We start from the raw sequence: 24,569 nt of genomic DNA on the forward strand, positions 1-24,569 counted from the left end.
CCGTCACGCTACTCCGCGTGGCATCCGTCGCCGGTCAAGCAGGTCGCCGATGACCTGGGGCAGGAGGGCGGGCAGATCATTCGCTGCCAGCGGCGCCGGGGCCCGCTCGGCGGCCCGGCCGTGCAGATAGGCGCCGACCGCCCCGGCCGTCGCGGGGGCGAGCCCGGCGGCGAGCAGCGAGCCGATCAGGCCGGTCAGCACGTCACCGGTCCCGGCGGTCCCCAGCCATGCCGATCCGGTCGTGTTGACCAGCGCCGATCCATCCGGCCGCACGACGAGTGTGCGGGCGCCCTTGAGCAGGATCACCGCTCCCGTCGCCGCCGCGGCCCGCCGGAGAACAGCGAGCCGATCGTCGGCGAGTTCGGCGACGGTGGCCTGCGCGTCCCGGCCAAGGGCGACCGAGACGAACCGCTGGAACTCGCCCTCATGCGGTGTGATCAGCACCGGCGCCGCCCGCTCGGCGACGGCGGGCCGCGCCGCGATGATCTCGGCAAGCGGGTCGAGGCCCCCCGCGTCGACCAGGACCGGAAGGTCCGTCGCCAGCAACGCCGTCAGCAGGGTACGGACCGCGGGTCCCGGCGCCAGGCCTGGGCCGATCGCCCAGGCCTGGACCCGGCCGGCGGCCAGCATCGTGTCGGCGTCACCGGCCTCGATGACGGTCACGACGGCCTCGGGATGCGCCATCCGCACGAAATCGCCGGCCCTGCTCACGACCGCGCCGACGGCCTCGCCCGCGACCTTCTCGGCGTGCCCCGCGGTCACTACCCGCAGGTACCCGSCGCCACCACGCAGCGCGCCGCCGACCGCGAGCACCGCGGCGCCCGGATAGGCGTCGCTGCCGGCGACGAGGCCGAGGACCCCGCGACTGTACTTGGACGCCGTCGGGCTGGGAACGGGCAATGCCGCGGCGACGTCGGCGTCGTCGAGAGCGCACAGGTCGGGTTCAGGCAGGTCCAGTCCGATGTCGACCAGCTCGACGGGGCCGGTGTGGGCGGCACCGGGCATGAGCCACAGGCCGCGTTTGCGGGTACCGAAGGTGACGGTACTGCTCGCCCGGACCGCCGGCCCCGCGACGGCCCCGGTGTCCGCGTCCACCCCGCTGGGGACGTCGACCGCCACCGTCCGTTCGGGGGGTGCCAGAACGGCGAGCCGGGCGTACGGCTCGCGCAGCCCGCCCCGGCCCCCGATGCCGAGCAACCCGTCCAGCACCAGATCGGCGGCGGCGAACAGGATACGCAGCCGCTCATCGTCGATCGGCTGCCCCGCACCCGCCGGACCGCCCGCGCCCACCACCGGACCCGGATGGTGCAGTCGGCCACCGGCCGCAAGCAGGGCTGCGGTGCCTTCCGGGTGGGTGCGGCCGGGTGCCACCGCATCAATCCGCGCCCCTCGGGCGGCCAGCCGCGCTCCGGCCCAGAGGGCGTCACCACCGTTGTCGCCACCGCCGGCGAGCACGACGACGCGGGCACCGTAGACCCGCCCGAGGCGTCGTGCGGCGTGCGCGACGAGCCCGTGCACCGCCCGCTGCATCAGAGCGCCGGGGGGCAGCGAGGCGAGCAGCGGCGCCTCGGCACCTCGAACCTGTTCGACCGTATGGGCATTGCGCATGCCGACATGCTGCCCCGCTCCGATCCGCGGGCGCCCGACAGGCCGGCACGGACCCACCGGACCCACCGGACCCGACCGTGCTCAGGTCTCGGCGACGACCATCGCCACGGCCACGCCGCCGTCGTGGGTGAGCGAGAGGTGCCAGGACGCGATGCCGAGCCGGGCCGCCGCGGCGGCCACCGTGCCGATGATCCGTAACGACGGTCGCCCCCCGGTACCGAGAACAACCTCGGTGTCGTGCCACTCGAGACCGGGGGGTGCGCCGAGAACCTTGGCGACCGCCTCCTTCGCCGCAAACCGGGCAGCCAACCGCTCAGGCCGGGCGAGGCCGCGTTCGGTCGCGGTGAACAGCCTCATCGCGATGCCCGGCGTGCGCGCCAGCGTCGCGGCGAACCGGTCGACATCCACCACGTCCACTCCGACGCCCACCACCGCCACCCGGAAAGGTTCCCACAAACGCGGTGTTGCGCCGCCGTCGGCACCGGGGTGGCCGTGAGGTCCCCGCCAGCCGGTTCACGCCCATCTCGCCGAGGGCGCCCGCGCCCCGCTGATCAACGCTTCGTCGATCAGTGCGTCGCAGCCCGCCCTGGGGCCGATCCGCCGTTGCCGTCGTCCTTAGCTGTCGCCATCGGGAGCGGTGCGGCCCTTGTCCGCGCCGGTGCCCGTGGCGGCACCCTCCGGTCTCATCGGGGGCTCGACGTCGTCCCCGGCGAGGATCCGGTAGAGACCACGGCGGGTCTCGGCGAGCAGGGACCGCGCCGCGGCGATCTGCGCTTCGTCTCCGGCCTGGGCCACCTGGACGATGGCCGCACCGACGGCGAACGCCAGCGTTCGCAAACTGGTGAGATCGTCATCGACCGCCGCCGCAGCAGTCTCCCACGGCTTGCGCTCCCCTGCGCGTGCCTCGACGTGCGCCCGCCCGGCGTCGGTGAGATGGAAGACTCGCTTGCCCTCCGCCTCCTCCGCGCGCACGAGACCCTCGTCGGCCAGCAGTGACAGGACCGGGTAGACCGACCCCGGGCTCGGCCGCCAGATGCCACCGCTGCGCTCCGCAAGCTCGCGGATCATCTGGTAGCCGTGCATGGGCTCCTCGGCCAGCAGCGCGAGCAGCGCCTCCCGGACGTCGCCCCGCCCCACCTTCGGCCCACGGCCGCCGAAGCTGCCGGGGCCACCGAAGCCGGGGCCGCCGAAGCCCGGACCGAACCCCGGACCGGGAAAGCCGCCGAACGGCCAGCCCGGTCCGCCCCGGCGGCCTCTCGGCCCGCCTCCCGCGTGCCCACCGTGCTCACGATGCCCACCGTGCTCACGATGCCCACCGTGCTCACGATGCCCACCGTGGCCGCCACGGCCGACGCGACCGGCCCGACCGCTCTCGGGGTGGTCCTGCTCGCCGGCCACCGCCTCCGACCGGCCACCACACTGCCCCCAAGCGCTCATCGCCTCGAAGAAGTCYCGCAGCCGGGACGGGCCGAACCCGGCCTCGCATCCCCAGTGGCCCCATGGGCCCGGCATCACCTGTGAAACCATGATCATTCCCTTCGAATCGGCGCGACCGGAGCAATCCGCTCACGCTCCATCACGTAGGCTCACGATATATCGCGATGCAATCGATGACAAGACCTACTCGGCTAGGCATCCCCGAACCGCGCGAATTCCGTAGGATTGAGCAGTGATCATTTCGGGGTCCGGGGAGAACGGGCACGGCGGAGACGCCGTCACCCCGCTCGAGGCAGCCTTCGAGGAACGCGCCTGCGCACAGCACGCCGGCACCGACGTCTTCATGGAAGGGGTGAATCTGGCTCTTCTCGGTCGAGTCGAACAACTCCGTATCCGCCCCACCAACGCATCCGGCACGGTGGACGACGACGGTTCGTACGAGGTCCGCCTGGAGGCGGCCGACGACGGGCCACGGACGGGCTGTACCTGCACCGAGGGATCCACCGGCTCGTTCTGCCGGCACGCGGTCGCGGTCGCCCTCGTGGCCACCGGCTCGGCGGGGCTCGCCGAGGACGACGAGGGGGAGGACGGCACGATCCTCGGCGAGGAGACCCTCTTCACCGACGACCCGGTCCACGCCGCGATGCGCGTCTTCCTCAGCCGCGCCCCTCGCGCCGAACTTGTCGAGACCCTGCTCGACGCCGCCGACGACAACGACGCCGTCGCCGATGCGCTGTGGGAGGCGACGGTCGCCTGGCACGGCCGTCAGCACGGAGCGACGCCGTCCACCTGACCGGCAGGCCCCTGACCCGCAGGCCCGAGCCCCCGCAGCCCGATGCCAGGGGCCCCACACTGCGCCGAAGGCGCCGTCGACTACCCCAGGAAGCTCGCCGAAGGCGAGCTGACAGAAACCCCGAACGGCGCCCGATGCCAGGGGCCCCCACACTGCGCCGAAGGCGCCGTGTGGGGAAGGCGCCGTGTGGGGAAGGCGCCGTGTGGGGAAGGGCTTACTCGACTGTCACCGACTTCGCCAGGTTACGCGGCTGATCGACATCGAGGCCGCGCGCAAGCGCCAGCTCGCACGCGAAGACCTGCAGCGGTAGCGTCGTGACCAGGGGCGCGAACAGCGACGCGGTCGCGGGCACGCGGATGAGATGATCGGCGAACGGTTCGACGGCGGTGTCGCTCTCTTCCGCGATCACGATCGTGCGGGCGCCACGCGCCCGGACCTCCTGGATGTTGGAAACGATCTTTCCGTGCAGGTTGGCACGACCCCGCGGGGACGGCACAACGACGAACACCGGCAGGCCGGGCTCGATGAGCGCGATCGGCCCGTGCTTGAGCTCCCCCGCCGGGAACCCCTCGGCGTGCATGTAGGCGAGTTCCTTGAGCTTGAGGGCCCCTTCCAGGGCCACCGGGTACCCCACATGACGACCGAGGAATAGCACCGCCTTCGCGTCGGCCAGGGCGCGGGCGAGCTCCCGCACCGGCTCGACCGTTCCCAGCGTCCGTTCGATCAGCTCGGGCATGCGCTGGAGCCGCTCGACGTACGCGGCGACCTCGTCGCCGTAGAGCACGCCGCGCACCTGGGCCAAGAACAGGCCGACGAGAAGGCACGCGGCGACCTGCCCGAGGAAGGTCTTGGTGGACGCGACCCCCACCTCCGGGCCGCAGCGGGTGTACAGCACCGCATCGGACTCCCGAGGGATCGTAGAACCGTTGGTGTTGCAGATGGCCAGCACCCGCGCCTTCTGCTCGCGCGCGTGTTTGACCGCCATCAGCGTGTCCAGCGTCTCGCCGCTCTGGCTGATCGCGATGACGAGGGTGGACCGGTCGAGCACCGGGTCGCGGTAGCGAAACTCCGAAGCCATCTCGACCTCGCAGGGCAGCCTGGTCCAGTGCTCGATTGCGTACTTCGCGATGAGGCCGGCGTGGTAGGCGGTGCCGCAGGCGACGATGAAGACCTTGTCCACGTCCCGGAAATCCTGGCCAGACAGCCGCTCCTCGTCGAGCACGATCGCACCGTCGGCGGAAAGCCGACCGCGCAGCGTGTCTGCCAGGGCGGTCGGCTGCTCGCTGATCTCCTTGAGCATGAAGTACGGGTAGCCGCCCTTCTCGGCGGCGCTGGCATCCCAGTCGACGTGGTAGCGCCGACCCTCGATGATCTGGCCGCCGAAGTCGGTCACCGTCGCACCGTCCCGGCGGGCCTCGACCACCTGATCCTGCCCGATCTCCAGCGCCTCCCGGGTGTGGGCGATGAAGGCCGAGACGTCGCTGGCGAGGAAGGTCTCCCCCTGACCGAGCCCCACGACCAGCGGGCTGTTACGCCGGGCCCCGACAACCACCTCCGGGAAGTCGCGGTGCAGCACGACCAGGGTGAACGCGCCTTCCAGCCGCCGGCAGACCCGTCGCAGCGCGACGGTCAGCGGATGCGCGCCCCCGTCGTACCCGCGGTCGGCACCAGCACCAGCACCAGCACCGGTGCCGGTGCCGGTGCCGGTGCCGGCAAGCTCGACTTCGAGGAGATGGGCGACGACCTCCGTGTCGGTCTCACTGGCGAGCTCGTGGCCGACCGTCTCCAGCTCGACCCGCAACGCGGCGAAGTTCTCGATGATCCCGTTGTGGATGACGGCGATGGCGCCGGTGCAGTCGGTGTGCGGATGGGCATTCGCGTCGGTTGGTCCACCATGCGTGGCCCACCGGGTATGCCCCATGCCTGTGGTGCCGGGCATCGGCCTGGAATCCGGATTCTCGGCGAGCAGCTTCTCGAGGTTGGACAGCTTGCCGGCACGACGCGCCGTCCGCAGTGCCCCGGCGCCGACCACGGCGACACCCGACGAGTCGTAACCGCGGTACTCCAACCGCCGCAGACCGTTCAACGCGACATCCAGGGCCGCCTGGTCGCCGACGTAACCGATGATCCCGCACATGCGGCTCAGCGTACGCAGGTTCCCGGGGGTGAGAGCGTACCGGGGGAGGCTCGGGGCAAGGTGTCCGCTTGTGGCCGCGGCGGGACCGGTCAGCGGCGGGATCGGTCAGCGGCGGGATCGGTCAGCGGCGGGATCGGTCAGCGCGCCGGCGGCAACGCGGTGCGCACGACGGCGGCGAGCCGCTGTGCGACCGCCCGCGCGGCGGCGTCGGTGCCCGCCTCGACCATCACCCGCACGAGGGGTTCGGTGCCGGACGACCGCAGCAGCACCCGACCCTCGTCACCGAGTTCCGCCTTGGCCAGGGCGACGGCCCGCAGCAGTTCCTCATTGGTGTCCACCTGTGTCCGGTCGACGCCACGCACGTTCACCAACACCTGGGGCAGCCGGGTCATCGCCTTGGTGAGCTCGCCGAGYGGTTGTCCGGTCTCGGCGACCCGGCCCAGGATCCGCAACGCCGTCAACAACCCATCGCCGGTCGTCGCGTGGTCCAGGAACACCACGTGCCCGCTCTGCTCACCGCCGAGCACGTAGCCTCCGGCGCGCATCGTCTCCAGCACGTACCGATCTCCGACGGGTGTAGTGACGACGGTGATACCGGCCTCCCGCATCGCGTGGTGAAAGCCCAGATTCGACATCACGGTGACCACCACCGTGTCGTCGACCAGCTCACCCCGCTCGGCCAGCGCCAGAGCACACATCGCCAGGATCTGGTCGCCGTCGACGACCTCACCGGTCGCGTCCACGGCGAGGCAACGGTCCGCGTCGCCGTCATGGGCGATGCCGACGTCGGCGCCGTGCGCCACGACCGCGGCACGCAGGCTGTCGAGATGGGTGGCACCGCTGCCGTCGTTGATCGCTATCCCGTCGCCGTCGGCGTGCAGCGCGACGACGTCGGCTCCGGCCGCCCGCAGCACCCGAGGGGCCAAGGTGGAGGCGGCGCCCTGGGCACAGTCGACGACGACCCGCAGGCCGTCGAGCGGCACCGGCAGCGTGGCCAGCAGATGCGCCGCATACCGGTCGAGGAGAACCGGTTCGTCGCGGACCCGACCGACGTCGGCGCCGACGGGACGGCGGCTGGGAGGTAGGGCCATCCGCCGCTCGATGGCATCCTCGACCTCGTCGGGCAGTTTGAGGCCGCCGGYGGCGAACAGCTTGATGCCGTTGTCCGGCATCGGGTTATGGCTGGCGGAGAGCATGACGCCGAACATCGCGCCGCTGGCCGCGACGGCGTGAGCCACCGCGGGCGTGGGTGCCACCCCGATCCGGGCCACGTCGGCACCGGAGGCCGCGAGCCCGGCGACCACCGCGGCCTCCAGGAACTCCCCGGAGGGCCGCGTGTCCCGGCCGACGACCACTACCGGCTTACCGCGGCCGGAGGGCCCGCTGGTCCGGTTCGGCCCAGCGAGGACCTCGACCGCCGCGGAAGCCAGCGACAACGCCTGCTCCGCGGTCAGATCGATGTTGGCGACACCTCGGACGCCGTCGGTGCCAAAGAGCCTCACCATTGAGGTCTCCCTCGTCGAAGATCGTGGCGGAGACCGAGGGGGGCACCGGTGGCACCGATCCCCTCCGGGAGCACGCCTCCGGGGGCACGCCCGCGAAGGGGATCCAAGGTCAGCGCTTGCTGTACTGCGGAGCCTTGCGGGCCTTCTTGAGCCCGTACTTCTTACGCTCCTTGACCCGAGCGTCACGGGTCAGGAAGCCGGCCTTCTTCAGGGTAGGCCKGGACTCCTCCTCCGCCRGCGTCAACGCGCGGGCGAGGGCGAGCCGCAGCGCACCGGCCTGCCCGGAGACGCCGCCGCCRTGCAGCCGGGCGACGATGTCGTACGACTCCATCCGATCCAGTGCCTTGAGCGGCTCGTTGACGAGCTGCTGGTGCACCTTGTTCGGGAAATACTGCTCAAGCGTGCGCCCGTTGAGCGTCCACTGCCCGGTCCCCGGGAGCAGACGCACCCGGACGACCGCCTCCTTGCGCCGCCCGGTGGCGCGGGGATTGCCCTGTACGTCGGTCACGACAGCCACGTCGCGTTCCTTCCTCGGTTGATGCGTGGTTCCCGGGGCCGATACCGCCGGGCGGGAAGAGCCCGCCCGGCGACCGGCTCAGGAGGTCCGCGGCTACTGCGCGACCTGGATGATCTCGAACGGGGTGGGCTGCTGCGCCTGGTGCGGGTGAGTCGGACCCGCATAGACCTTCAGCTTGGTCCCCTGGGCTCGGCCGAGCTTGTTCTTCGGCAGCATGCCCTTGATCGCCTTCTCGACGATGATCTGCGGACGGGTGTCGAGCAGCTCCCCGTAGGAGGTGCTGCGCAGACCGCCCGGGAAGCCGGAGTGCCGGTGGTACTGGGCCTGCTCCCGCTTGTTCCCGCTCAGGGCGACCTTACCCGCGTTGATCACGACGACGAAGTCGCCGGTGTCGATATGCGGAGCGAAGTACGGCTTGTGCTTTCCACGCAGGAGCGTGGCGGCCTGGGTCGCCAGCCGACCGAGCACCACGTCGGTGGCATCGATGACGTGCCACACACGCTGGACATCCGCGGGCTTGGGCTGGTACGTGCRCACAGGTCTGCCTTCTCGTTCGGACGATCCCGCCAGGAGACTCCCAAGGGGCCTCTCGCGGATCTCGTCAAGAATGTGGAGCGCGCAGACGGGACGTGTCACGCGCARCAGTCTTTGAGGTTACCAGGCGATCGAAGCGGTCCACCGGGGGGCACGGAAGGCTGGAGTATCGGGAGTACGGGAGTACGGGAGAGCACCGGGAGTACGGACATGCAGTCGGTCCGGCCACCGACCATGGACACCTGACCGCGCTGAATCCCGCCGACAACCTGGCTATTCTCACCAGGATGACGGAGATGGGCAGCGGGCGATCTGACGGGCGCGAGGGGCCCGGGGCCCCCGGGCACGAGGGGCCGACCCCGCTGTCCGGAGGCGCCTGCCATGATCGGGCGTCTCCCGCGCCTGCCGAGGGCCGTCGGTCGGCCGGCGCGTCGAAGGGCGCGTCGGAGGGCGGCGGTCCGGCCTGCCGGGGAGGCACCACGGGCCCGACAGCGGCGACGATTCCCCGCCCGGGTGGCGCGCACCCCGACCTCGACGGCTGGACTCCCCCGGCCGACGATCCCCTGTTCGGGGGGTCCCGGACGTACTCGTTCTCGCCGAAGCCGACCTCCCTGCGGATCACGCCGCCCGACACCACGCCGCCCGACGTAACACCGTCCCCGACCACCACGAGCTTGAGCACGGGGCCAGCCGGGACCGGCGCCGCATCCGTGCCGCCGTCCGGTCCGACCCGCTATGAGCGCCCGGCATCCCGTCCACGGGACTCGGACACGCCGGCCTATCCGGGTGTCTCCCCACGCCCGGGTGTCTTCCCCGACACGGATGCCGTTACCGGCGGTCCCACCCTCATCGGTGAAACCGGCGAATCCCACCCACCCCCCGCGGCTGACAGCGGATTCGGCGACGGCGATCCGGTCGACGGCGATCCGATCAACGGGTCGGCACCGTCCGCCACCGCCGCATCGAGCGCCCGTGGCGCGTACCCGCCGAGGTGGGGGCGGAGCACTCAGGACCAGGCCGGGGACCGTGGGGTCCGCAGCGCTCGGCGGCTGCTGGCCGGCGTCGCCGGGGCCGTCCTCGTCCTCATCGCGGCGGTCGCGGTCGTGGCGGTGCGCAGCGGGGACAACGGGCGCAGCGGGGACAACGGGAACAAGACGCCCACCACCCGGCAGACGCTCCCACCGATCCCGGCAGGCTTCCTCGACAGCGCGACCCTCGACTCCGATCCGGTGACCGCCAACGAGTTCTTCTCCGACGAGCAGGTCGAGGCCGAAGGACGGAACTACCGACGGCTCGCCCGCAAACTGGACAACAGCTGCCCGGATCTCACTGGTGATCTGGTCACACAGCTCAAGGACCGGCGCTGCCGGCAGGTGGTGCGGACGCTGTTCCTCAGCACCCCGAGGGACGGCGAACGCCAGGTGTTGGCCGGCGTCACCGTCTTCGTCCTCGACAAGCTCGCCACCGCCACCGCCACCGCGGACATCCTCAACCAGGGACGCGGTGGCATCGTGCCCCTCCCCGTCCCGGCCAACTCGATTCCGAACGCGCGGATCACCGGCCCGGGTGGGAACAACTCGTGGCGGGGCGCGATCACCCGCGGGCACTACCTCATCTACACGCAGGTCGCCTACACCGACGGCACCCAGGGTGCGGGGATCGATCCCGCGCTGCGGAACGCCCAGACCGATCTGAGCACGCTCGCGACCGAGCCCATCGGAGACCGAGCAGTACTCGGCCACGGTCCGCGCCACTGACTCACCGGCGACCACTGACTCACCGGCGACCACTGACTCACCGGCGACCACTGACTCACCGGCGACCGGGGCCCCCTCAACCGGACGGCGTGGGGGGAATCCGGACGGCCCGGGTGACCTCGGCCCGGGCGGCCAGCTCAGGATCGGGCGGGTAACGCACGTCCACCAGCGTCAGGCCGTGTGCCGGCGCCACGGTGACGGCGGGGTCCCGGACACCTCGGTGCAGCACCGCCGCGGGCCATTGGGGCGGCTTGCGGCCCTCCCCGACGGCGAGCAGGGCGCCGACCAGCGCCCGGACCATGGAGTGGCAGAAGGCGTCGGCCTCGACGTCGGCCACGACGACCCCCTCAGGCCGGCGGAGCACATCGAGGCGCAGCAGCGTACGGACGGTCGTCGCGCCTTCCCGGCGCCGGCAGAACGCGGCGAAGTCATGCTCGCCGACCAGGAACAGCGCCGCCGCCGCCATCGCGGGCACGTCGAGCGGACGAGGCCAGGCCAGGGTGTCGAAGCGCCGCAGGGGTTCGGCTCCATACGGAGCGTCGGTGATCCGATAGACGTAGCGGCGGGAGAGCGCGGAGAATCTGGCGTCGAAGCCGGGCGGTGCCGGGGCGAGCCCGATGATCCGCACGGCCCGGTCCAGGACACCGTTCAGCCGCCGCGCGAGGCCGCYGAGCGGCACGTCGTCCGGGAGATCAACGTGCGCTACCTGACCGACGGCGTGGACACCCGAATCGGTCCGTCCGGCGACGGTGAGCCGTACCGCCGGCAACCGCGCCACCCGCATGAGGGCGTCCTCCACATCGCCCTGCACGGTGCGTTGGCCGGGCTGGCGGGCCCATCCCGCGAACGGCGTCCCGTCATAAGAGAGGTCCAGCCGCAGCCGAACCAGCCCGTCGGTCATCATCATCACCGGCGGGCAGCCGCCTCGCGACCCGCGGGACGACGTCCCGCGGAAACTCCCGGATCGGACATCTGCCTCTCCCCCGTGCAAGCGACGACGCGGCGGTGCGGCGGCACTAAAACGAAAGCCCGCCGCCCATGATGGGCGGCGGGCCTGCGCGGATCTACTCCAGGACGCGAGATTCGGCCAAAGATTTCGGCCTTCGGCCCGGATCTCAGTTTGCGGAGTTCTGCTCCCCGGCGCCGGAGTCGTCCCCGATGCCGGAGTCGTCCGTCTGCGCGGTCGTCGGCTTGCCGGCGGCCCCTTCGGCGGGGGTCTCCGCCGGCTCCGCGGCCTCGACTGCCACAGCAGCCGCGGTTGGCGACTCCTGGGCCAGCTCCTCCGCAGCCTCCACGGTGGCACCGGTGGGCTTGCGACGAGCCTCGAAACGGGTGCCCCGCGCCCGCTCGGCCTCACTGACGGCCTGCTGGCCGACGGTCAGCGCCTCGACCAGCTCGATCCGGGCCAGCGGGGCGTTGTCACCCTTCCGGTTGCCGATCTTGACGATCCGGGTGTAGCCACCGTTCCGGTTCGCGTAGCGCGGACCGATCTCGGTGAACAGGGTGTGCACGACCGAGTTGTCGCRTACCTGGCGCATGACACGCCGGCGGGCGTGCAGGTCCCCCCGCTTGGCGAAGGTCACCAAACGCTCGGCGTACGGACGCAGCCGCTTGGCCTTCGCCTCGGTGGTGGTGATGCCGCCGTGCTCGAACAGCGCGGTGGCGAGGTTGGCCAGCAGCAGCCGCTCATGTGCGGGGCTGCCGCCGAGCCGGGCGCCCTTGGTTGGCGTGGGCATGATGAGTGCTCCWCGTTCCTTTCACTGTCCTGCTGGTCACCGGCCTAGCCAGGCTGCCCGCCCGAAGGACGCGGCTCTCGCCACCGGAGGGTCGCCGAGGGCCCCCGCCGGAAGCGGAGGCCCTMGTGGAGATCAGTACTGCTCGGTCTCGATGAACTCCGCGCCGTCGTCGGACGGGTCGGAGAACGACGGGCTGTACGCGTCGGTGCCGTAGGTGTCCACCGCCTGGCGCGGGTCGAACCCGGGCGGGGAGTCCTTGAGCTGCAGGCCCATCGCGCCCAGCTTCGTCTTGACCTCATCGATCGACTTCTGCCCGAAGTTACGGATGTCGAGCAGGTCGGCCTCGCTACGGGAGACCAGCTCGCCGATCGTGTGGATGCCCTCGCGCTTGAGGCAGTTGTAGGAGCGGACGGTCAGGTCCATCTCCTCGATGGGCAGCGCAAGGTCGGCCGCCAGCGCCGCGTCCGCGGCGGACGGGCCGATGTCGACGCCCTCCGCCTCGGCGTTGAGCTCCTGAGCCAGCCCGAACAGGCCGACCAGGGTCTTGCCGGCGCTGGCCATCGCATCTCGCGGGGAGATCGACGGCTTGGTCTCGACGTCAACGATGAGCCGGTCGAAGTCGGTCCGCTGCTCGACGCGGGTCGCCTCGACCTTGTAGGTCACCTTCAGCACCGGCGAGTAGATCGAGTCGATCGGGATCCGCCCGATCTCCTGGCCGGCCTGCTTGTTCTGGGCCGCGCTGACATACCCGCGCCCMCGCTCGACGGTCAGCTCGATCTCAAGCTTGCCCTTGTCGTTCAGAGTGGCGAGCCGCAACTCGGGGTTGTGCACCTCGACGCCCGCCGGCGGGGCGATGTCCGCCGCCGTGACCTCGCCGGGGCCCTGCTTGCGCAGGTACATCACGGTCGGCTCGTCGTTGTCGGAGCTGACGACCAGTTCCTTGAGGTTCAGGATCAGGTCGGTCACGTCCTCCTTGACGCCGGGCACGGTGGAGAACTCGTGCAGCACGCCGTCGATGCGGATGCTGGTGACCGAGGCACCTGGGATGGAGGACAGCAGGGTCCGGCGCAACGAGTTACCGAGGGTGTAGCCGAAGCCCGGCTCCAGCGGCTCGATCACGAAGCGTGAACGGAACTCGGAGATCGGGTCTTCGATGAGGGTGGGACGCTGAGCGATCAGCATGAGAACGTCCTTCCGACCACGGCGACCGCCATATGACGCCGTGTGGTGCGGGCCCCCTGACGGGAGCCGGTGGGCGGAACATCGGTCCATTCCACCCACGGGTGGTGTCCGGGCGGAGGCCCGCCCGGACTCCAGTGTGCTCCGCCCCTGGCTGCGGGGACGACGCCGGTAGATTTTACTTGGAGTAAAGCTCGACGATCAGCTGTTCCTGCACCTGGGTATCGATCACCTGCCGCGCCGGCAGCGAGTGCACCAGGATCCGCAGCTGGCTCGGGATCACCTCCAGCCAGGCTGGAACGGCCCGACCCTGACCCGCGGTCTCCCGGGCCACGAYGAACGGGGTGAGCTCCCGGGCCTTCGGCGCGATCTCGACGATGTCGTTCTCGCTGATCCGATAGCTGGGGATGTCGACCTTGCGGCCGTTCACCTGGACGTGGCCGTGCCGGACAGCCTGACGGGCGGCGTCCCGCGAGGGTGCGAAGCCACCCCGGTACACGACGTTGTCGAGCCGCGACTCAAGGATCTTCAGCAGCTCGTCACCGGTCTTGCCGGCCCGGCGATTCGCCTCGTCGTAGTAGCCCCGGAACTGCTTCTCCAGCACGCCGTAGATCCGGGCGCACTTCTGCTTCTCGCGCTTCTGCAGCAGGTACTCGGAGTCCTTGGTGYGGCCACGGCCGTGCTCGCCCGGCGGGTAGGGCCGGATCTCGATCGGGCACTTCGGGGTGTCGCACTTGCTGCCCTTGAGGAACAGCTTGGTCTTCTCGCGGCGGCAACGCTTGCAGTCCGCGCCGGTGTAACGGGCCATCTAATCCTTCTCTCTCGTTTCCTGGCGCGAACTCGAACACGACGCCACGACACCGGCCGGCGTGGAGCCCCGGCCACGRCCGCCTCGCCGCATGGTCACACCCTGCGCCGCTTGGGCGGGCGGCAACCGTTGTGCGGGGTCGGGGTGACGTCCTGGATCGCACCGACCTCGAGCCCCGCGGCCTGCAGGGAAYGGATCGCGGTCTCCCGGCCGGAACCCGGGCCCTTCACGAAGACGTCGACCTTGCGCATCCCGTGCTCCTGCGCCTTGCGGGCCGCGTTCTCGGCCGCCATCTGGGCGGCGAAGGGCGTGGACTTGCGGGAGCCCTTGAAGCCGACATGACCCGCCGAAGCCCAGGAGATCACGTTCCCGGACGGGTCGGTGATGGAGACGATCGTGTTGTTGAACGTGCTCTTGATGTGAGCGTGTCCGTGGGCGACGTTCTTCTTTTCCTTGCGCCGGACCTTCTTGGYGCCGGCTGCGCGCGTCTTGGGAGGCATATTCGCGTGTGGTCTCCGTGTACGAGGTCGTCGATCAGTGGTCGGCGGCGGACCCGAACGGTCCGCCGGGGACCCTGACTACTTCTTGCCAGCCTTCTTCTTGCCGGCGATGGCGCGGCGCGGGCCCTTGCGGGTGCGCGCGTTGGTGTGCGTGCGCTGGCCGTGGACGGGCAGGTTACGCCGGTGACGGAGCCCCTGGTAGCACCCGATCTCCATCTTGCGGCGGATGTCCTGCTTGATCTCCCGGTTGAGGTCACCCTCGACCCGGTAGTTCGCGTCGATCCAGTCGCGCAGCCTGACGATCTCTTCCTCGCTCAGATCACGAACACGCGTGTCCGGGTTGACCGCGGTGGCGGCGAGGGTGTCTCGGGAGCGGCTGCGGCCGATTCCGAAGATGTAGGTCAGAGCGATCTCAACCCGCTTCTCGCGGGGAAGGTCGACGCCGGAGAGGCGTGCCATGAACGGATGTTTCCTTCCTGCGGCCGGAGGTCTCGGGCGATGCCGTCCCGGCCGGCGCCGGGCCGGGCGGGCCCCGGCCTCCGACCGGGGGTGGGTCGTCCCGAAGAGGACGCCTGGCATCGCTTGGATGCGGTGGGCCGCATCTCGGCGGGCGGCACGTGCTGYGCCACCCGCCGGGACGAGGCGCACCCGTCAGGACATCAGCCCTGACGCTGCTTGTGACGAAGGTTGTCGCAGATGACCATGACTCGCCCGTGGCGACGGATCACCTTGCACTTGTCGCAGATCTTCTTGACGCTGGGCTTGACCTTCACGGCTGTTGCGGACCTCCTGCGCAGCCGCGGGCCGCGCGTGGCGATTGAGTGGAGCTACGGGCGAGTGAGAAAAGATCGACTACTTGTAGCGGTAGACGATGCGGCCGCGGGACAGGTCGTAGGGCGAGAGCTCGACCACGACGCGGTCCTCCGGCAGGATCCGGATGTAGTGCTGGCGCATCTTCCCGCTGATGTGGGCRAGAACACGATGACCGTTCTGGAGCTCCACCCGGAACATCGCGTTCGGGAGCGGCTCCACCACACGGCCTTCGATCTCGATGGCCCCGTCCTTCTTCGGCATGTCCTCCGCTGTCCTGACGTCGACTATGGGACGGCGGCTCGGCCGCGACCGGTCGGCCCCCCGAAATGTCCGGAAAAGCCCAGGTCAGAGGCTTGAACTACCCCGAGAGGAGCCCGAACCCACCAACCACACTGCCACCGACCGCAACTGCCATGGACAGGACTGCTATCGACACGGTGGAGCACACCGGCGTGAGAAGACCGCCAGCTAAAGAGTGTACGCTGCGACCCCCGTCAAGGGTCAACACGACCCCCGTCAAGGGCCGACGCGACCGACGCGACCTCAGCCGGTTCAGCCGGTTCAGGACGGGGCGTCAGCCGGCTGCCCGCAGACGACCCCGAGCTCGGCGAGTTTCGCCGCTCCGCCGTCCGGCGCCGTTAGCACCCACGGCCCACGGGGAGTGATTGCCACCGAGTGCTCGGTGTGGGCGGCGAGGCTGCCGTCGCGGGTCACGACGGTCCAGTCGTCGGGGAGCACGGCCGTGTCCGGCGACCCCATAGTGATCATAGGCTCGATGGCCAGCGCAAGGCCCTCGATCAGCCGGATGCCACGGCCAGGCCGGCCGTGGTTGAGCACGTGGGGGGGCTGGTGCATCTCGCTGCCGATGCCGTGGCCGCCGTAGTGGTCGACGATCCCGTAGCCATGTGGACGGACATGCCGCTCGACGGCGGCGCTGATGTCGGTGAGCTTTCCGCCGAGCTGGGCTGCGGCGAGGCCCGCCCACAGCGCGCCCTCGCACGTGTCGATCATCGCGAGAACCTCCGGGGCGACCTCACCGACCGGCACGGTGATCGCGGCGTCCCCGTGCCAGCCGTCCACGATCGCCCCGCAGTCGATCGAGATGATATCGCCCTCGCGCAGCACCCGCTTGCGGGTGGGGATGGCGTGCACTACCTCGTTGTTGACCGAGCTGCAGATCGAGGCCGGATACGGCGGCTGGGCATAGCCCTTGAAGGACGGGATACCGCCGTCGTCCCGGATCGTCTTCTCGGCAAGGGCGTCCAGCTCGGCCGTGGTGACCCCGGGGACGACCGCCTCACGCAGCCGCGCCAGCGTCTTCGCGACGAGCAGGCCAGCAACCCGCATCTTGGCAATCTCTGCCGCCGTCTTGATCTGGACGTGCTCTCGTCGCGCCACGCTCGTCGCCCCGGTCCGTGTTCGTGTTGTGTCCGTTTCCGATGCTAGCCGCCGACCCCGCAGGACGTGCTCCAACGATCTTCCGCGAAAAGCACGGGAGTCACGTTCGGCCTGGTCCGCGCCCGGACCAGGCCGACGGGTTCAGTCGCCGTAGTGCCGCAGGGCGTCGAGCGCGCGGTCGGTGACGTTATCCACCGGTCCGGTGGCGTCGATACCGATCAGGATGCCCTTTTCGGCGTAGTAGGCCACCAGCGGCGCCGTCTGGTCCGCGTAGACCTCGAGCCGATGGCGGACCGTCTCCGACCGATCGTCGTCGCGCTGGAACAGCTCGCCACCACACCGGTCACAGACGCCTTCGACCGACGGCGGGTCGAAGTCGATGTGCCAGATGTGACCGCAGTTCCGACAGGTGCGCCGACCGGACAGCCGGCGCACCACCTCGTCGTCGTCGACGACGAGCTCGAGCACCACGTCCAGACGGGTCCCCATGCCATCGAGCATCTGCCCGAGCACCTCGGCCTGCGGGACGTTACGAGGAAAACCATCGAGCAGGAATCCCTTGACCGCGTCGTCCTCGGCCAAGCGGTTGCGGACCATACCGATGGTGATCTCGTCCGGTACGAGATCACCGGCATCCATGAAGGTCTTGGCCTTGACGCCCAGTTCGGTTCCCTGTCGCACGTTCGCCCGGAAGATGTCCCCGGTGGAGATCTTAGGGATCGACCGCGCCTGGGCAATGAACGCGGCCTGGGTGCCCTTTCCGGCACCGGGCGGCCCGACCAGTACGAGGCGCACTACCGGAGGAAACCTTCGTAATTGCGGAGCATGAGCTGGCTTTCGATCTGCTTCACGGTTTCCAGCCCAACCCCCACCATGATCAGGACCGACGTGCCCGCGAAGGGGAACGGCTGGTCCTTGGTCAGGTTCAACAGTGCCAACGGAAGGACCGTGATCACGCCAAGGAACAGCGATCCCGGGAGCGTGATCCGGTCGAGTACATGTTTGAGGTACTCCGCCGTCGGGTTCCCCGGCCTGATCCCGGGGATGAACCCACCATACTTCTTCATGTTGTCCGCGACCTCCGTTGGGTTGAAGGTGATCGCAACATAAAAATAGGTGAAGAAGATGATGAGTGCGAAGTATGTCACCAGATAGAGTGGATGGTCTCCCCTGGAGAGATATCTTTGCTCGAAGTCCTGGAAGCTCCGGTTGCTCCATACCTGCCCGGCGAGTTGAGGGAGCTGCAGCAGCGAGGACGCGAAGATGACGGGGATGATCCCGGCCTGGTTGACCTTGATCGGCAGGTAGGTCGACGTCCCGCCGTACATCCGCCGCCCGATCAGGCGTTTGGCGTACTGGACCGGGATGCGACGCTGAGACTGCTCGACGAACACGACGAACACGACGATCGCGAGACCGAGCAGGAGCACCAGGCTAAACACCACACCGCCGGCGACCTGGAGGATGCGTCCGCCCTCGGAGGGAAGCCTTGCCGCGATCGAGGTGAAGATCAGCAGCGACATGCCGTTACCGACCCCCCGGGTGGTGATCAACTCACCCATCCACATGATGACCGAGGTACCCGCCGTCATCGTGATGACAATCGTCGCGATCCGGAACAGGCTCGTGTCCGGGATGATGGCGGCCGAACAGCTGGGGAACAGCCGGCCGCTGCGGGCCAGCGCCACGATGCCGGTGGCCTGCAGAAGACCGAGGGCGATCGTCAGGTACCGGGTGTACTGCGTAAGCTTCTGCTCGCCCGAGCTGCCCTCCTTCTTCAGCTGCTCCAGCCGAGGGATCACCACAACGAGCAACTGAATGATGATACTCGATGTGATGTACGGCATGATGCCAAGCGCGAAGATGGACAGCTGCAGCAGAGCCCCACCACTGAACAGGTTGATCAGCGAGTAGACGTTGCTGCTGTCGGCACTCGCCGAGTCCAGGCAGGTGTTCACTGCGGACGTCGAGACACCCGGCGACGGCATGACGCTGCCGAACCGGAACAGCATCACGATACCGACGGTGAACAGCAGCTTCTTGCGCAGGTCAGGCGTGCGGAATGYCCGCGTGAAGGCGGTGAGCACGGCTCCTCCTGCTGGGATTGCGGACCGACGGGAAGTGGACATCCTGCCCGGTGCGGATCGCCTCCCCCGGCCGGTCGCCGAGGTCGGTTAGGCGACTGTAACAGGACACCCGGCCCACTCGTCCCGACATCACCATGGGTAAGCGATGGTGGACGGCAAGAGACGGCTGACGCCGAGGCGCACGGCCGTCTGGCGAGGGGTCCGGACGGGCGGGGCCGGGGTGGGAGCGGGGTGACATGGCCCACACCCCCACCCATGCTCTCAGCTCTGTGTGACGCTCCCGCCGGCAGCGGCGATCTTCTCCTTCGCGGAGGCCGAAAACGCGTCCGCGCTCACGTGCAGCGCGACGTTGATGTCACCGTTGCCCAGCACCTTCACCGGCGACTTGYCCCGCACCGCGCCCCTGGCCGCGAGGTCGGCCTTGGTGACCTCACCACCCTGCGGGAACAGTTCCGCGAGGGTGGCGACGTTCACGACCTGGTACTCGACGCGGAACCGGTTGCGGAAGCCCTTCAGCTTGGGCAGKCGCATGTGCAGGGGCATCTGGCCACCCTCGAACCGGGCGGGCACCTGCTTGCGGGCCTTCGAGCCCTTGGTGCCCCGTCCGGCGGTCTTGCCCTTGGAACCCTCACCGCGACCGACGCGGATCTTGGACTTATGGGCGCCGGGGGCTGGCCGGAGGTGGTGCACCTTCAGACCGCGGCCACGGACGACCGGCGCCGAGCCGGCCTCGGTGCCCACGCCGGTGGCGCCGGTGTCGTCACCGGCGTCGGTCTTCGTCAGTTCGGCCATGGCTAGGAGTCCACCTCCTCGACCCGGACAAGATGGGTCACAGTTCTAATCATCCCGCGAATCTCGGGACGATCATCACGGACGGTCGTCGCGTTGATCTTCCGCAGACCAAGGGTACGCAGCGTGGCCCGCTGGTTCGAGGTACCACCGATCCCCGACCGGATCTGCGTGATGCGCAGCTTGGCCATCAGACGCTGGCTCCCGCCGCACGGGCGCGCAGCATGGCCGGCGGAGCGACATCCTCCAGYGGCAGGCCGCGACGGGCGGCAATCTCCTCGGGACGCATCAGGCCACGCAGAGCGGCGACCGTCGCGTGCACGATGTTGATCGGATTCGATGAGCCGAGCGACTTCGAGAGCACGTCGTGCACACCGGCGCACTCCAGCACGGCACGGACCGGACCACCGGCGATGACCCCGGTACCGGGCGAGGCGGGCTTGAGCAGCACGACGCCGGCCGCCTCCTCGCCCTGCACCGGGTGCGGAATCGTCGAACCGATCCGGGGCACCTTGAAGAAGTGCTTCTTGGCTTCTTCGACGCCCTTGGCGATGGCGGCCGGAACCTCCTTGGCCTTGCCATAGCCGACGCCCACGGTCCCGTCCGCGTCACCGACCACAACGAGCGCCGTGAAGCTGAACCGGCGTCCGCCCTTGACAACCTTCGCCACGCGGTTGATCGCGACAACCCGCTCGACGTAGGCGTTCTTCTCCTGCGCCGGGCCGCTGCCCGACCGGTCCCGGCGTTCCCGACGGTCCGAGCCGCCGGAGCCGCCGCCGCGGCGCTGCTGGCCTGGCATCTACAACATCTCCCTGTTCTGGCTGTACTGGCGGTAAAGGCTGGACTGACTGTAAAGGCTGGGGGCAGTCATCAGAAGTCCAGCCCGTTCCCCCGCGCCGCGTCCGCGAGCGCGGCGATGCGGCCGGAGTAGGTCCGCCCGCCGCGGTCAAACACGACCGCGGCGATCCCGGCCGCCTTCGCGCGCTCGGCGACCAGGGCGCCGACCTTGCGGGCCTGCTCGGTCTTGTCCCCCTCGCCGCCGCGCAGCGACACGTCCAGGGTGGACGCCGACGCCAGCGTGTGGCCGGCGACGTCGTCGATGACCTGGGCGTAGATGTGCCGCGAGGACCGGGTGACGACGAGCCGTGGGCGAGACGGGGTGCCCGCCACCTTCTTGCGCACCCGGACGTGCCGACGGAGCTTCGCRGTCCGTCGACGCGAGCTGGCGCCGAGGCTCACTGCCATGATCTATCTCCTACTTCCCGGTCTTCCCGACCTTGCGGCGGACGACCTCGCCCTGGTAGCGCACGCCCTTGCCCTTGTACGGGTCAGGCTTGCGCAGCCCGCGGATCTTCGCGGAGACCTCACCGACCAGCTGCTTGTCGATCCCGTGGACCACGAAGCGGGTCGGGGTCTGCACCTCGAAGCGGATGCCCTCCGGGGCCTTGACCGGCACCGGGTGGCTGTACCCGAGGGCGAACTCCAGGTCGGAGCCCTTGGCCTGGACACGGTAACCGACGCCGACGATCTCCAGGGTCTTCGAGTATCCGGCGGTGACGCCGGTGACCATGTTGGAGACCAGGGTGCGAGTCAGGCCGTGCAGCGACCGGGAGCGACGCTCATCGTCGGGCCGGGTCACGAGGAGCCGACCGTCCTCCGTGTTCACCACGATCGGCTCGGCCACGACGTGGCTCAGGGTCCCTTTGGGCCCCTTGACGGTGATGGTGGCTCCCTCGACGGTGATATCGACACCGCTGGGGACGGGAATGGGCAGGCGCCCGATCCGTGACATCGCTCGCCCTCCTTACCAGATGTAGGCGAGGACTTCCCCGCCCACGCCCCGCTTGCCCGCCTGCTTGTCGGTCAGCAAACCCGACGAGGTGGAGATGATGGCGACGCCCAGGCCCCCGAGGACCTTCGGGAGGTTCGTCGCCTTGGCATAGACCCGCAGACCCGGCTTGCTGATGCGCTTGAYCCCGGCGATCGAGCGTTCCCGGTTGGKGCCGTACTTCAGATCGATGACCAGGGTGTGGCCGACGCCGCCAGCCGAGGTCGCGTCCTCGACGTGCCAGCCGGAGATGTATCCCTCCTGCTGGAGGATCTCGGCGATGTGCGTCTTGATCTTGCTGTGGGGCATCACCACGCGGTCGTGGTACGCCCGGCTGGCGTTACGGACACGCGTGAGCATGTCCGCAATCGGATCGGTCATCGTCATGGCTTGACGCCTTTCTCACGGCGGTTCCCGCCAGTGCCGAGGTCGTCCTCGGCCGCCGGGCCTACCGCGATCGGGTGGAGGTGCGGTGGTGGTGCGGTGGAACCGTGCTGCCGGTGCCGCCGTTCCGGCCCCGGTCCGGGGCGCGGTACCGGCCTACCAGGAGCTCTTGGTGACGCCGGGCAGCTCGCCGCGGTGCGCCATCTGCCGCAGGCATACCCGGCAGAGCCCGAAGCCCCGGTACACCGAGCGGGAGCGGCCGCAGCGCTGGCATCGGGTGTAACCCCGGACCGCGTACTTCGGCTTACGGTTCGACTTCTCGATCAGTGCTTTCTTGGCCATCTCTCTAGTTCTCCCGGAAGGGGAAGCCCAGCGCCCGCAGGAGCGCCCGGCCCTCGTCGTCGGTGGTCGCGGTGGTGACGACCGTGATGTCCATGCCCCGAACCCGATCGATCCGGTCGATGTCGATCTCGTGGAAGATCGACTGCTCGGTCACCCCGAAGGTGTAGTTGCCGGCACCGTCGAACTGCTTCGGCGACAGCCCGCGGAAGTCACGGATACGCGGCAGCGCGATGGTGACGAGGCGGTCGAGGAACTCCCACATCCGGTCACCACGCAACGTCACCTTGGCGCCGATCGGCATCCCTTCGCGCAGCTTGAACTGGGCGATGGACTTCTTCGCGCGCCGGACCGCGGGCTTCTGGCCGGTGATRGCCGCAAGATCCCGCACAGCGCCATCGATCAGCTTCGCGTCCCGGGCGGCGTCTCCGACCCCCATGTTGACGACGACCTTGACGACGCCGGGGATCTGCATGACGTTGCGGTAGGAGAACTGCTCCCGCAGCGCCGGGGCGATCTYGTCGCGGTACCGCTGCTTGAGCCGTGGGACCGGGCGAGCGCCAWTAGGCCGGCCTTCGATGGTCCGGCCCTCGGTGGTCACAGTCATGGTCTAATCTCGTTTCCCAACTGCTCGACTGCTCGCTCGGCCTACAGCTCGGTACCGGTGCGCCGCGAGACACGCACCTTGGTGCCGTCGTCGTTGATGCGGTAACCGATCCGGGTCGGCTTCCCGTCAGACGGGTCGACGATCATCACGTTGCTCACGTGGATCGGCGCCTCCTGGGTGATGATGCCCCCGGACTGCGAGCCGCGTGTGCCCTGCTGGACGCGGGTGTGCCGGGTGATCCGGTTCGCGCCCTCGACGAGGACCTTGTTCTGCTCCGGATAGGCGCGGATGACCTTACCCTTGAGCCCACGGTCCTTGCCGGTGATGATCTGGACCGTGTCGCCTTTCTTGATCTTCAAAGTGGCCACGGTCACAGCACCTCCGGCGCCAGCGAGATGATCTTCATGAACTTCTTGTCACGCAGCTCCCGGCCGACCGGCCCGAAGATGCGGGTGCCCCGAGGGTCACCACCGTCCCGGATGAGCACCGCCGCGTTCTCGTCGAAGCGGATGTAGGAGCCGTCCGGCCGCCGGCGCTCCTTGGTGGTACGCACCACGACCGCCTTGACCACGTCGCCGCGCTTCACGCCGGCGCCGGGCAGGGCGTCCTTCACCGTGCCGACGATGATGTCGCCGATCCCCGCGTAACGACGCCCAGAGCCGCCGAGCACCCGGATGCAGAGAATCTCCCGCGCTCCGGTGTTGTCGGCGACCCGAAGTCGCGACTCCTGCTGAATCACTTTCCGCTCCTGATCACCCGGTACTACTGATCACCCGGTCCTGCCCGGCCCCGGCGTCCGGGCCAGAACTACTTCACTACTTCGCCTTCTCCAAGACCTGAACGATCCGCCACCGCTTGGTCGCCGACAACGGCCGCGTTTCCATCAGCAGGACGCGGTCGCCGACACCGGTGGTGCCGCTCTCGTCGTGCGCCTTGACCTTCTTGGTACGACGGATCGTCTTGCCGTACAGCGGGTGCTGCACCCGGTCCTCGACCGCGACCACGACGGTCTTGGTCATCTTGTCGCTGACCACGAGGCCCTCGCGGACCTTGCGGAATCCGCGGGCGGGAGCCGCCGCGTCCGTGCTCTGCGAAGCCTCCTGGGAGGCCGTCTCGTCTGTCACTGTCCTCACGCCCGTTCCGACTGCGTCGCGTCATCGTCCGCCGCGCCGGCCGCCACCGCCGGATCGTCGGTGATACCCAGCTCCCGTTCGCGCATGACGGTGTAGATCCGGGCGATGTCGCGCCGCACGGCCTGCAGCCGGCGGTTGTTCGACAGCTGCCCGGTCGCCGCCTGGAACCGGAGGTTGAACAGCTCCTCCTTGGCCTCCCGAAGCTTGTCGACGAGCTCCTCGCCCGACAGGCTCCGCAGCTCGTCCGCGGTAGCGATAGCCATTACGCACCACCTTCACGGACCACGAAACGGCACTTCATCGGCAGCTTGTGGATAGCCCGCCGCATCGCCTCGCGGGCCACCGGCTCCGCGACCCCGGACAGCTCGAACAGGACCCGGCCCGGCTTGACGTTCGCGACCCACCACTCGGGCGAGCCCTTACCAGAACCCATCCGGGTCTCGGCCGGCTTCTTGGTCAGCGGACGGTCCGGGTAGATGTTGATCCAGACCTTTCCACCACGACGGATGTGCCGGGTCATCGCGATACGGGCCGACTCGATCTGCCGGTTCGTCACGTAGGCCGACTCCAAGGCCTGGATCCCGTACTCACCGAACGTGACCCGGGTTCCGCCCTTGGCGGCACCGGTCCGCCCGGGGTGGTGCTGCTTGCGGTGCGCGACCTTCCGGGGAATCAGCATG

Annotated in this window: 33 protein-coding genes; 2 read left to right on the forward strand and 31 right to left on the reverse strand. The window is 69.5% G+C overall.

Going from position 1 to position 24,569, the window contains the following annotated elements; translation table 11 throughout:
* Positions 1–3: 3 nt before the first annotated feature.
* The 3 genes from CcI156_RS00270 to CcI156_RS00280 all read right to left on the reverse strand — a co-directional run bounded on the left by CcI156_RS00270 (position 4) and on the right by CcI156_RS00280 (position 3,135).
* Positions 4–1,608: an NAD(P)H-hydrate dehydratase gene (locus CcI156_RS00270; protein WP_076803936.1), complete on the reverse strand. Its 1,605-nt coding sequence runs from the start codon at positions 1,606–1,608 to the stop codon at positions 4–6.
* A gap of 81 nt (positions 1,609–1,689) precedes the next feature.
* Positions 1,690–2,046: a holo-ACP synthase gene (locus CcI156_RS00275; protein ID WP_011435073.1), complete on the reverse strand. Its 357-nt coding sequence runs from the start codon at positions 2,044–2,046 to the stop codon at positions 1,690–1,692.
* A 177-nt stretch (positions 2,047–2,223) separates the two neighbouring features.
* Entirely contained in the window at positions 2,224–3,135 is a 912-nt protein-coding gene (locus CcI156_RS00280; protein ID WP_023839785.1) for a PadR family transcriptional regulator, read from the reverse strand.
* Between the two features lie 142 nt (positions 3,136–3,277).
* Here CcI156_RS00280 and CcI156_RS00285 point away from each other — a divergent pair, with 142 nt between their 5' ends.
* Positions 3,278–3,838 (forward strand): SWIM zinc finger domain-containing protein, encoded by a 561-nt coding sequence (locus tag CcI156_RS00285; protein ID WP_011435071.1) that lies wholly within the window; start codon positions 3,278–3,280, stop codon positions 3,836–3,838.
* Positions 3,839–4,052: 214 nt separating this feature from the next.
* On the opposite strand, the gene glmS is transcribed toward CcI156_RS00285, so the two are convergent.
* The 4 genes from glmS to rplM form a co-directional block, all read right to left on the reverse strand.
* Positions 4,053–5,975: a glutamine--fructose-6-phosphate transaminase (isomerizing) gene (gene glmS, locus CcI156_RS00290; protein ID WP_011435070.1), complete on the reverse strand. Its 1,923-nt coding sequence runs from the start codon at positions 5,973–5,975 to the stop codon at positions 4,053–4,055.
* 137 nt (positions 5,976–6,112) lie between these two features.
* On the reverse strand, positions 6,113–7,480 hold the full coding sequence (gene glmM, locus CcI156_RS00295) for a phosphoglucosamine mutase (protein ID WP_076803937.1): 1,368 nt from the start codon (positions 7,478–7,480) through the stop codon (positions 6,113–6,115).
* A gap of 109 nt (positions 7,481–7,589) precedes the next feature.
* Positions 7,590–7,997, reverse strand: a complete 408-nt coding sequence (rpsI, locus tag CcI156_RS00300) for a 30S ribosomal protein S9 (protein WP_076803938.1) — start codon at positions 7,995–7,997, stop codon at positions 7,590–7,592.
* A gap of 93 nt (positions 7,998–8,090) precedes the next feature.
* Positions 8,091–8,534, reverse strand: coding sequence for a 50S ribosomal protein L13 (gene rplM, locus CcI156_RS00305; protein ID WP_076803939.1), 444 nt, complete (start codon positions 8,532–8,534; stop codon positions 8,091–8,093).
* 293 nt (positions 8,535–8,827) lie between these two features.
* Between rplM and CcI156_RS00310 the strand changes: the two genes are divergently transcribed.
* Positions 8,828–10,288, forward strand: a complete 1,461-nt coding sequence (locus CcI156_RS00310) for a hypothetical protein (RefSeq protein WP_051569455.1) — start codon at positions 8,828–8,830, stop codon at positions 10,286–10,288.
* A gap of 76 nt (positions 10,289–10,364) precedes the next feature.
* Here the strand turns inward: CcI156_RS00310 and truA are convergent, their stop codons facing one another.
* From truA to rplP, 24 genes are all read right to left on the reverse strand, one after another.
* Positions 10,365–11,189 carry a tRNA pseudouridine(38-40) synthase TruA gene (truA, locus tag CcI156_RS00315; protein WP_371681732.1) on the reverse strand — a complete coding sequence of 275 codons (825 nt, stop codon included), beginning with the start codon at positions 11,187–11,189 and terminating at the stop codon, positions 10,365–10,367.
* A gap of 214 nt (positions 11,190–11,403) precedes the next feature.
* Positions 11,404–12,024, reverse strand: a complete 621-nt coding sequence (rplQ, locus tag CcI156_RS00320) for a 50S ribosomal protein L17 (protein ID WP_076803940.1) — start codon at positions 12,022–12,024, stop codon at positions 11,404–11,406.
* A 132-nt stretch (positions 12,025–12,156) separates the two neighbouring features.
* On the reverse strand, positions 12,157–13,206 hold the full coding sequence (locus tag CcI156_RS00325; RefSeq protein WP_011435063.1) for a DNA-directed RNA polymerase subunit alpha: 1,050 nt from the start codon (positions 13,204–13,206) through the stop codon (positions 12,157–12,159).
* A 175-nt stretch (positions 13,207–13,381) separates the two neighbouring features.
* On the reverse strand, positions 13,382–14,011 hold the full coding sequence (rpsD, locus tag CcI156_RS00330; protein WP_076803941.1) for a 30S ribosomal protein S4: 630 nt from the start codon (positions 14,009–14,011) through the stop codon (positions 13,382–13,384).
* A gap of 95 nt (positions 14,012–14,106) precedes the next feature.
* Positions 14,107–14,511 carry a 30S ribosomal protein S11 gene (rpsK, locus tag CcI156_RS00335; protein ID WP_076803942.1) on the reverse strand — a complete coding sequence of 135 codons (405 nt, stop codon included), beginning with the start codon at positions 14,509–14,511 and terminating at the stop codon, positions 14,107–14,109.
* A gap of 78 nt (positions 14,512–14,589) precedes the next feature.
* Positions 14,590–14,970, reverse strand: a complete 381-nt coding sequence (gene rpsM / locus CcI156_RS00340; RefSeq protein WP_011435060.1) for a 30S ribosomal protein S13 — start codon at positions 14,968–14,970, stop codon at positions 14,590–14,592.
* Positions 14,971–15,170: 200 nt separating this feature from the next.
* Positions 15,171–15,284 (reverse strand): 50S ribosomal protein L36, encoded by a 114-nt coding sequence (gene rpmJ / locus CcI156_RS00345; protein ID WP_003956441.1) that lies wholly within the window; start codon positions 15,282–15,284, stop codon positions 15,171–15,173.
* Positions 15,285–15,363: 79 nt separating this feature from the next.
* Entirely contained in the window at positions 15,364–15,585 is a 222-nt protein-coding gene (gene infA, locus CcI156_RS00350; RefSeq protein ID WP_006541558.1) for a translation initiation factor IF-1, read from the reverse strand.
* Between the two features lie 300 nt (positions 15,586–15,885).
* Complete coding sequence (gene map / locus CcI156_RS00355; protein WP_011435059.1) at positions 15,886–16,722, reverse strand: type I methionyl aminopeptidase; 837 nt, start codon at positions 16,720–16,722, stop codon at positions 15,886–15,888.
* Positions 16,723–16,863: 141 nt separating this feature from the next.
* Positions 16,864–17,517 carry an adenylate kinase gene (locus CcI156_RS00360; RefSeq protein ID WP_011435058.1) on the reverse strand — a complete coding sequence of 218 codons (654 nt, stop codon included), beginning with the start codon at positions 17,515–17,517 and terminating at the stop codon, positions 16,864–16,866.
* Positions 17,517–18,809: a preprotein translocase subunit SecY gene (secY, locus tag CcI156_RS00365; protein WP_076803943.1), complete on the reverse strand. Its 1,293-nt coding sequence runs from the start codon at positions 18,807–18,809 to the stop codon at positions 17,517–17,519. Before secY ends, CcI156_RS00360 begins: the two co-directional genes overlap by 1 nt.
* A gap of 261 nt (positions 18,810–19,070) precedes the next feature.
* Complete coding sequence (gene rplO / locus CcI156_RS00370) at positions 19,071–19,601, reverse strand: 50S ribosomal protein L15 (RefSeq protein WP_254847217.1); 531 nt, start codon at positions 19,599–19,601, stop codon at positions 19,071–19,073.
* Positions 19,602–19,603: 2 nt separating this feature from the next.
* On the reverse strand, positions 19,604–19,789 hold the full coding sequence (gene rpmD / locus CcI156_RS00375) for a 50S ribosomal protein L30 (protein ID WP_011435055.1): 186 nt from the start codon (positions 19,787–19,789) through the stop codon (positions 19,604–19,606).
* Positions 19,789–20,397 (reverse strand): 30S ribosomal protein S5, encoded by a 609-nt coding sequence (rpsE, locus tag CcI156_RS00380; protein WP_011435054.1) that lies wholly within the window; start codon positions 20,395–20,397, stop codon positions 19,789–19,791. Before rpsE ends, rpmD begins: the two co-directional genes overlap by 1 nt.
* 71 nt (positions 20,398–20,468) lie before the next feature.
* Entirely contained in the window at positions 20,469–20,843 is a 375-nt protein-coding gene (gene rplR / locus CcI156_RS00385; protein ID WP_011435053.1) for a 50S ribosomal protein L18, read from the reverse strand.
* 10 nt (positions 20,844–20,853) lie between these two features.
* Positions 20,854–21,390 carry a 50S ribosomal protein L6 gene (gene rplF, locus CcI156_RS00390; RefSeq protein WP_011435052.1) on the reverse strand — a complete coding sequence of 179 codons (537 nt, stop codon included), beginning with the start codon at positions 21,388–21,390 and terminating at the stop codon, positions 20,854–20,856.
* 12 nt (positions 21,391–21,402) lie between these two features.
* Positions 21,403–21,813, reverse strand: coding sequence for a 30S ribosomal protein S8 (rpsH, locus tag CcI156_RS00395; RefSeq protein WP_076803944.1), 411 nt, complete (start codon positions 21,811–21,813; stop codon positions 21,403–21,405).
* Between the two features lie 153 nt (positions 21,814–21,966).
* Positions 21,967–22,152 carry a type Z 30S ribosomal protein S14 gene (locus CcI156_RS00400; RefSeq protein WP_011435050.1) on the reverse strand — a complete coding sequence of 62 codons (186 nt, stop codon included), beginning with the start codon at positions 22,150–22,152 and terminating at the stop codon, positions 21,967–21,969.
* Between the two features lie 4 nt (positions 22,153–22,156).
* A complete protein-coding gene (rplE, locus tag CcI156_RS00405; protein WP_076803945.1) occupies positions 22,157–22,756 on the reverse strand; it encodes a 50S ribosomal protein L5 in 600 nt (199 codons plus the stop codon).
* Between the two features lie 41 nt (positions 22,757–22,797).
* On the reverse strand, positions 22,798–23,124 hold the full coding sequence (gene rplX / locus CcI156_RS00410; protein WP_011435048.1) for a 50S ribosomal protein L24: 327 nt from the start codon (positions 23,122–23,124) through the stop codon (positions 22,798–22,800).
* A 2-nt stretch (positions 23,125–23,126) separates the two neighbouring features.
* A complete protein-coding gene (rplN, locus tag CcI156_RS00415; RefSeq protein WP_009740518.1) occupies positions 23,127–23,495 on the reverse strand; it encodes a 50S ribosomal protein L14 in 369 nt (122 codons plus the stop codon).
* Between the two features lie 76 nt (positions 23,496–23,571).
* Complete coding sequence (rpsQ, locus tag CcI156_RS00420) at positions 23,572–23,880, reverse strand: 30S ribosomal protein S17 (protein ID WP_011435047.1); 309 nt, start codon at positions 23,878–23,880, stop codon at positions 23,572–23,574.
* A 5-nt stretch (positions 23,881–23,885) separates the two neighbouring features.
* Positions 23,886–24,152 (reverse strand): 50S ribosomal protein L29, encoded by a 267-nt coding sequence (gene rpmC / locus CcI156_RS00425; RefSeq protein ID WP_011435046.1) that lies wholly within the window; start codon positions 24,150–24,152, stop codon positions 23,886–23,888.
* Positions 24,152–24,568, reverse strand: a complete 417-nt coding sequence (rplP, locus tag CcI156_RS00430) for a 50S ribosomal protein L16 (RefSeq protein WP_009740521.1) — start codon at positions 24,566–24,568, stop codon at positions 24,152–24,154. The genes rpmC and rplP overlap by 1 nt, the downstream gene beginning before the upstream one ends.
* Position 24,569: the final 1 nt, after the last annotated feature.

Source organism: Frankia sp. CcI156 (assembly GCF_001983015.1).
In the GTDB taxonomy this organism is placed as follows: domain Bacteria; phylum Actinomycetota; class Actinomycetes; order Frankiales; family Frankiaceae; genus Frankia; species Frankia casuarinae.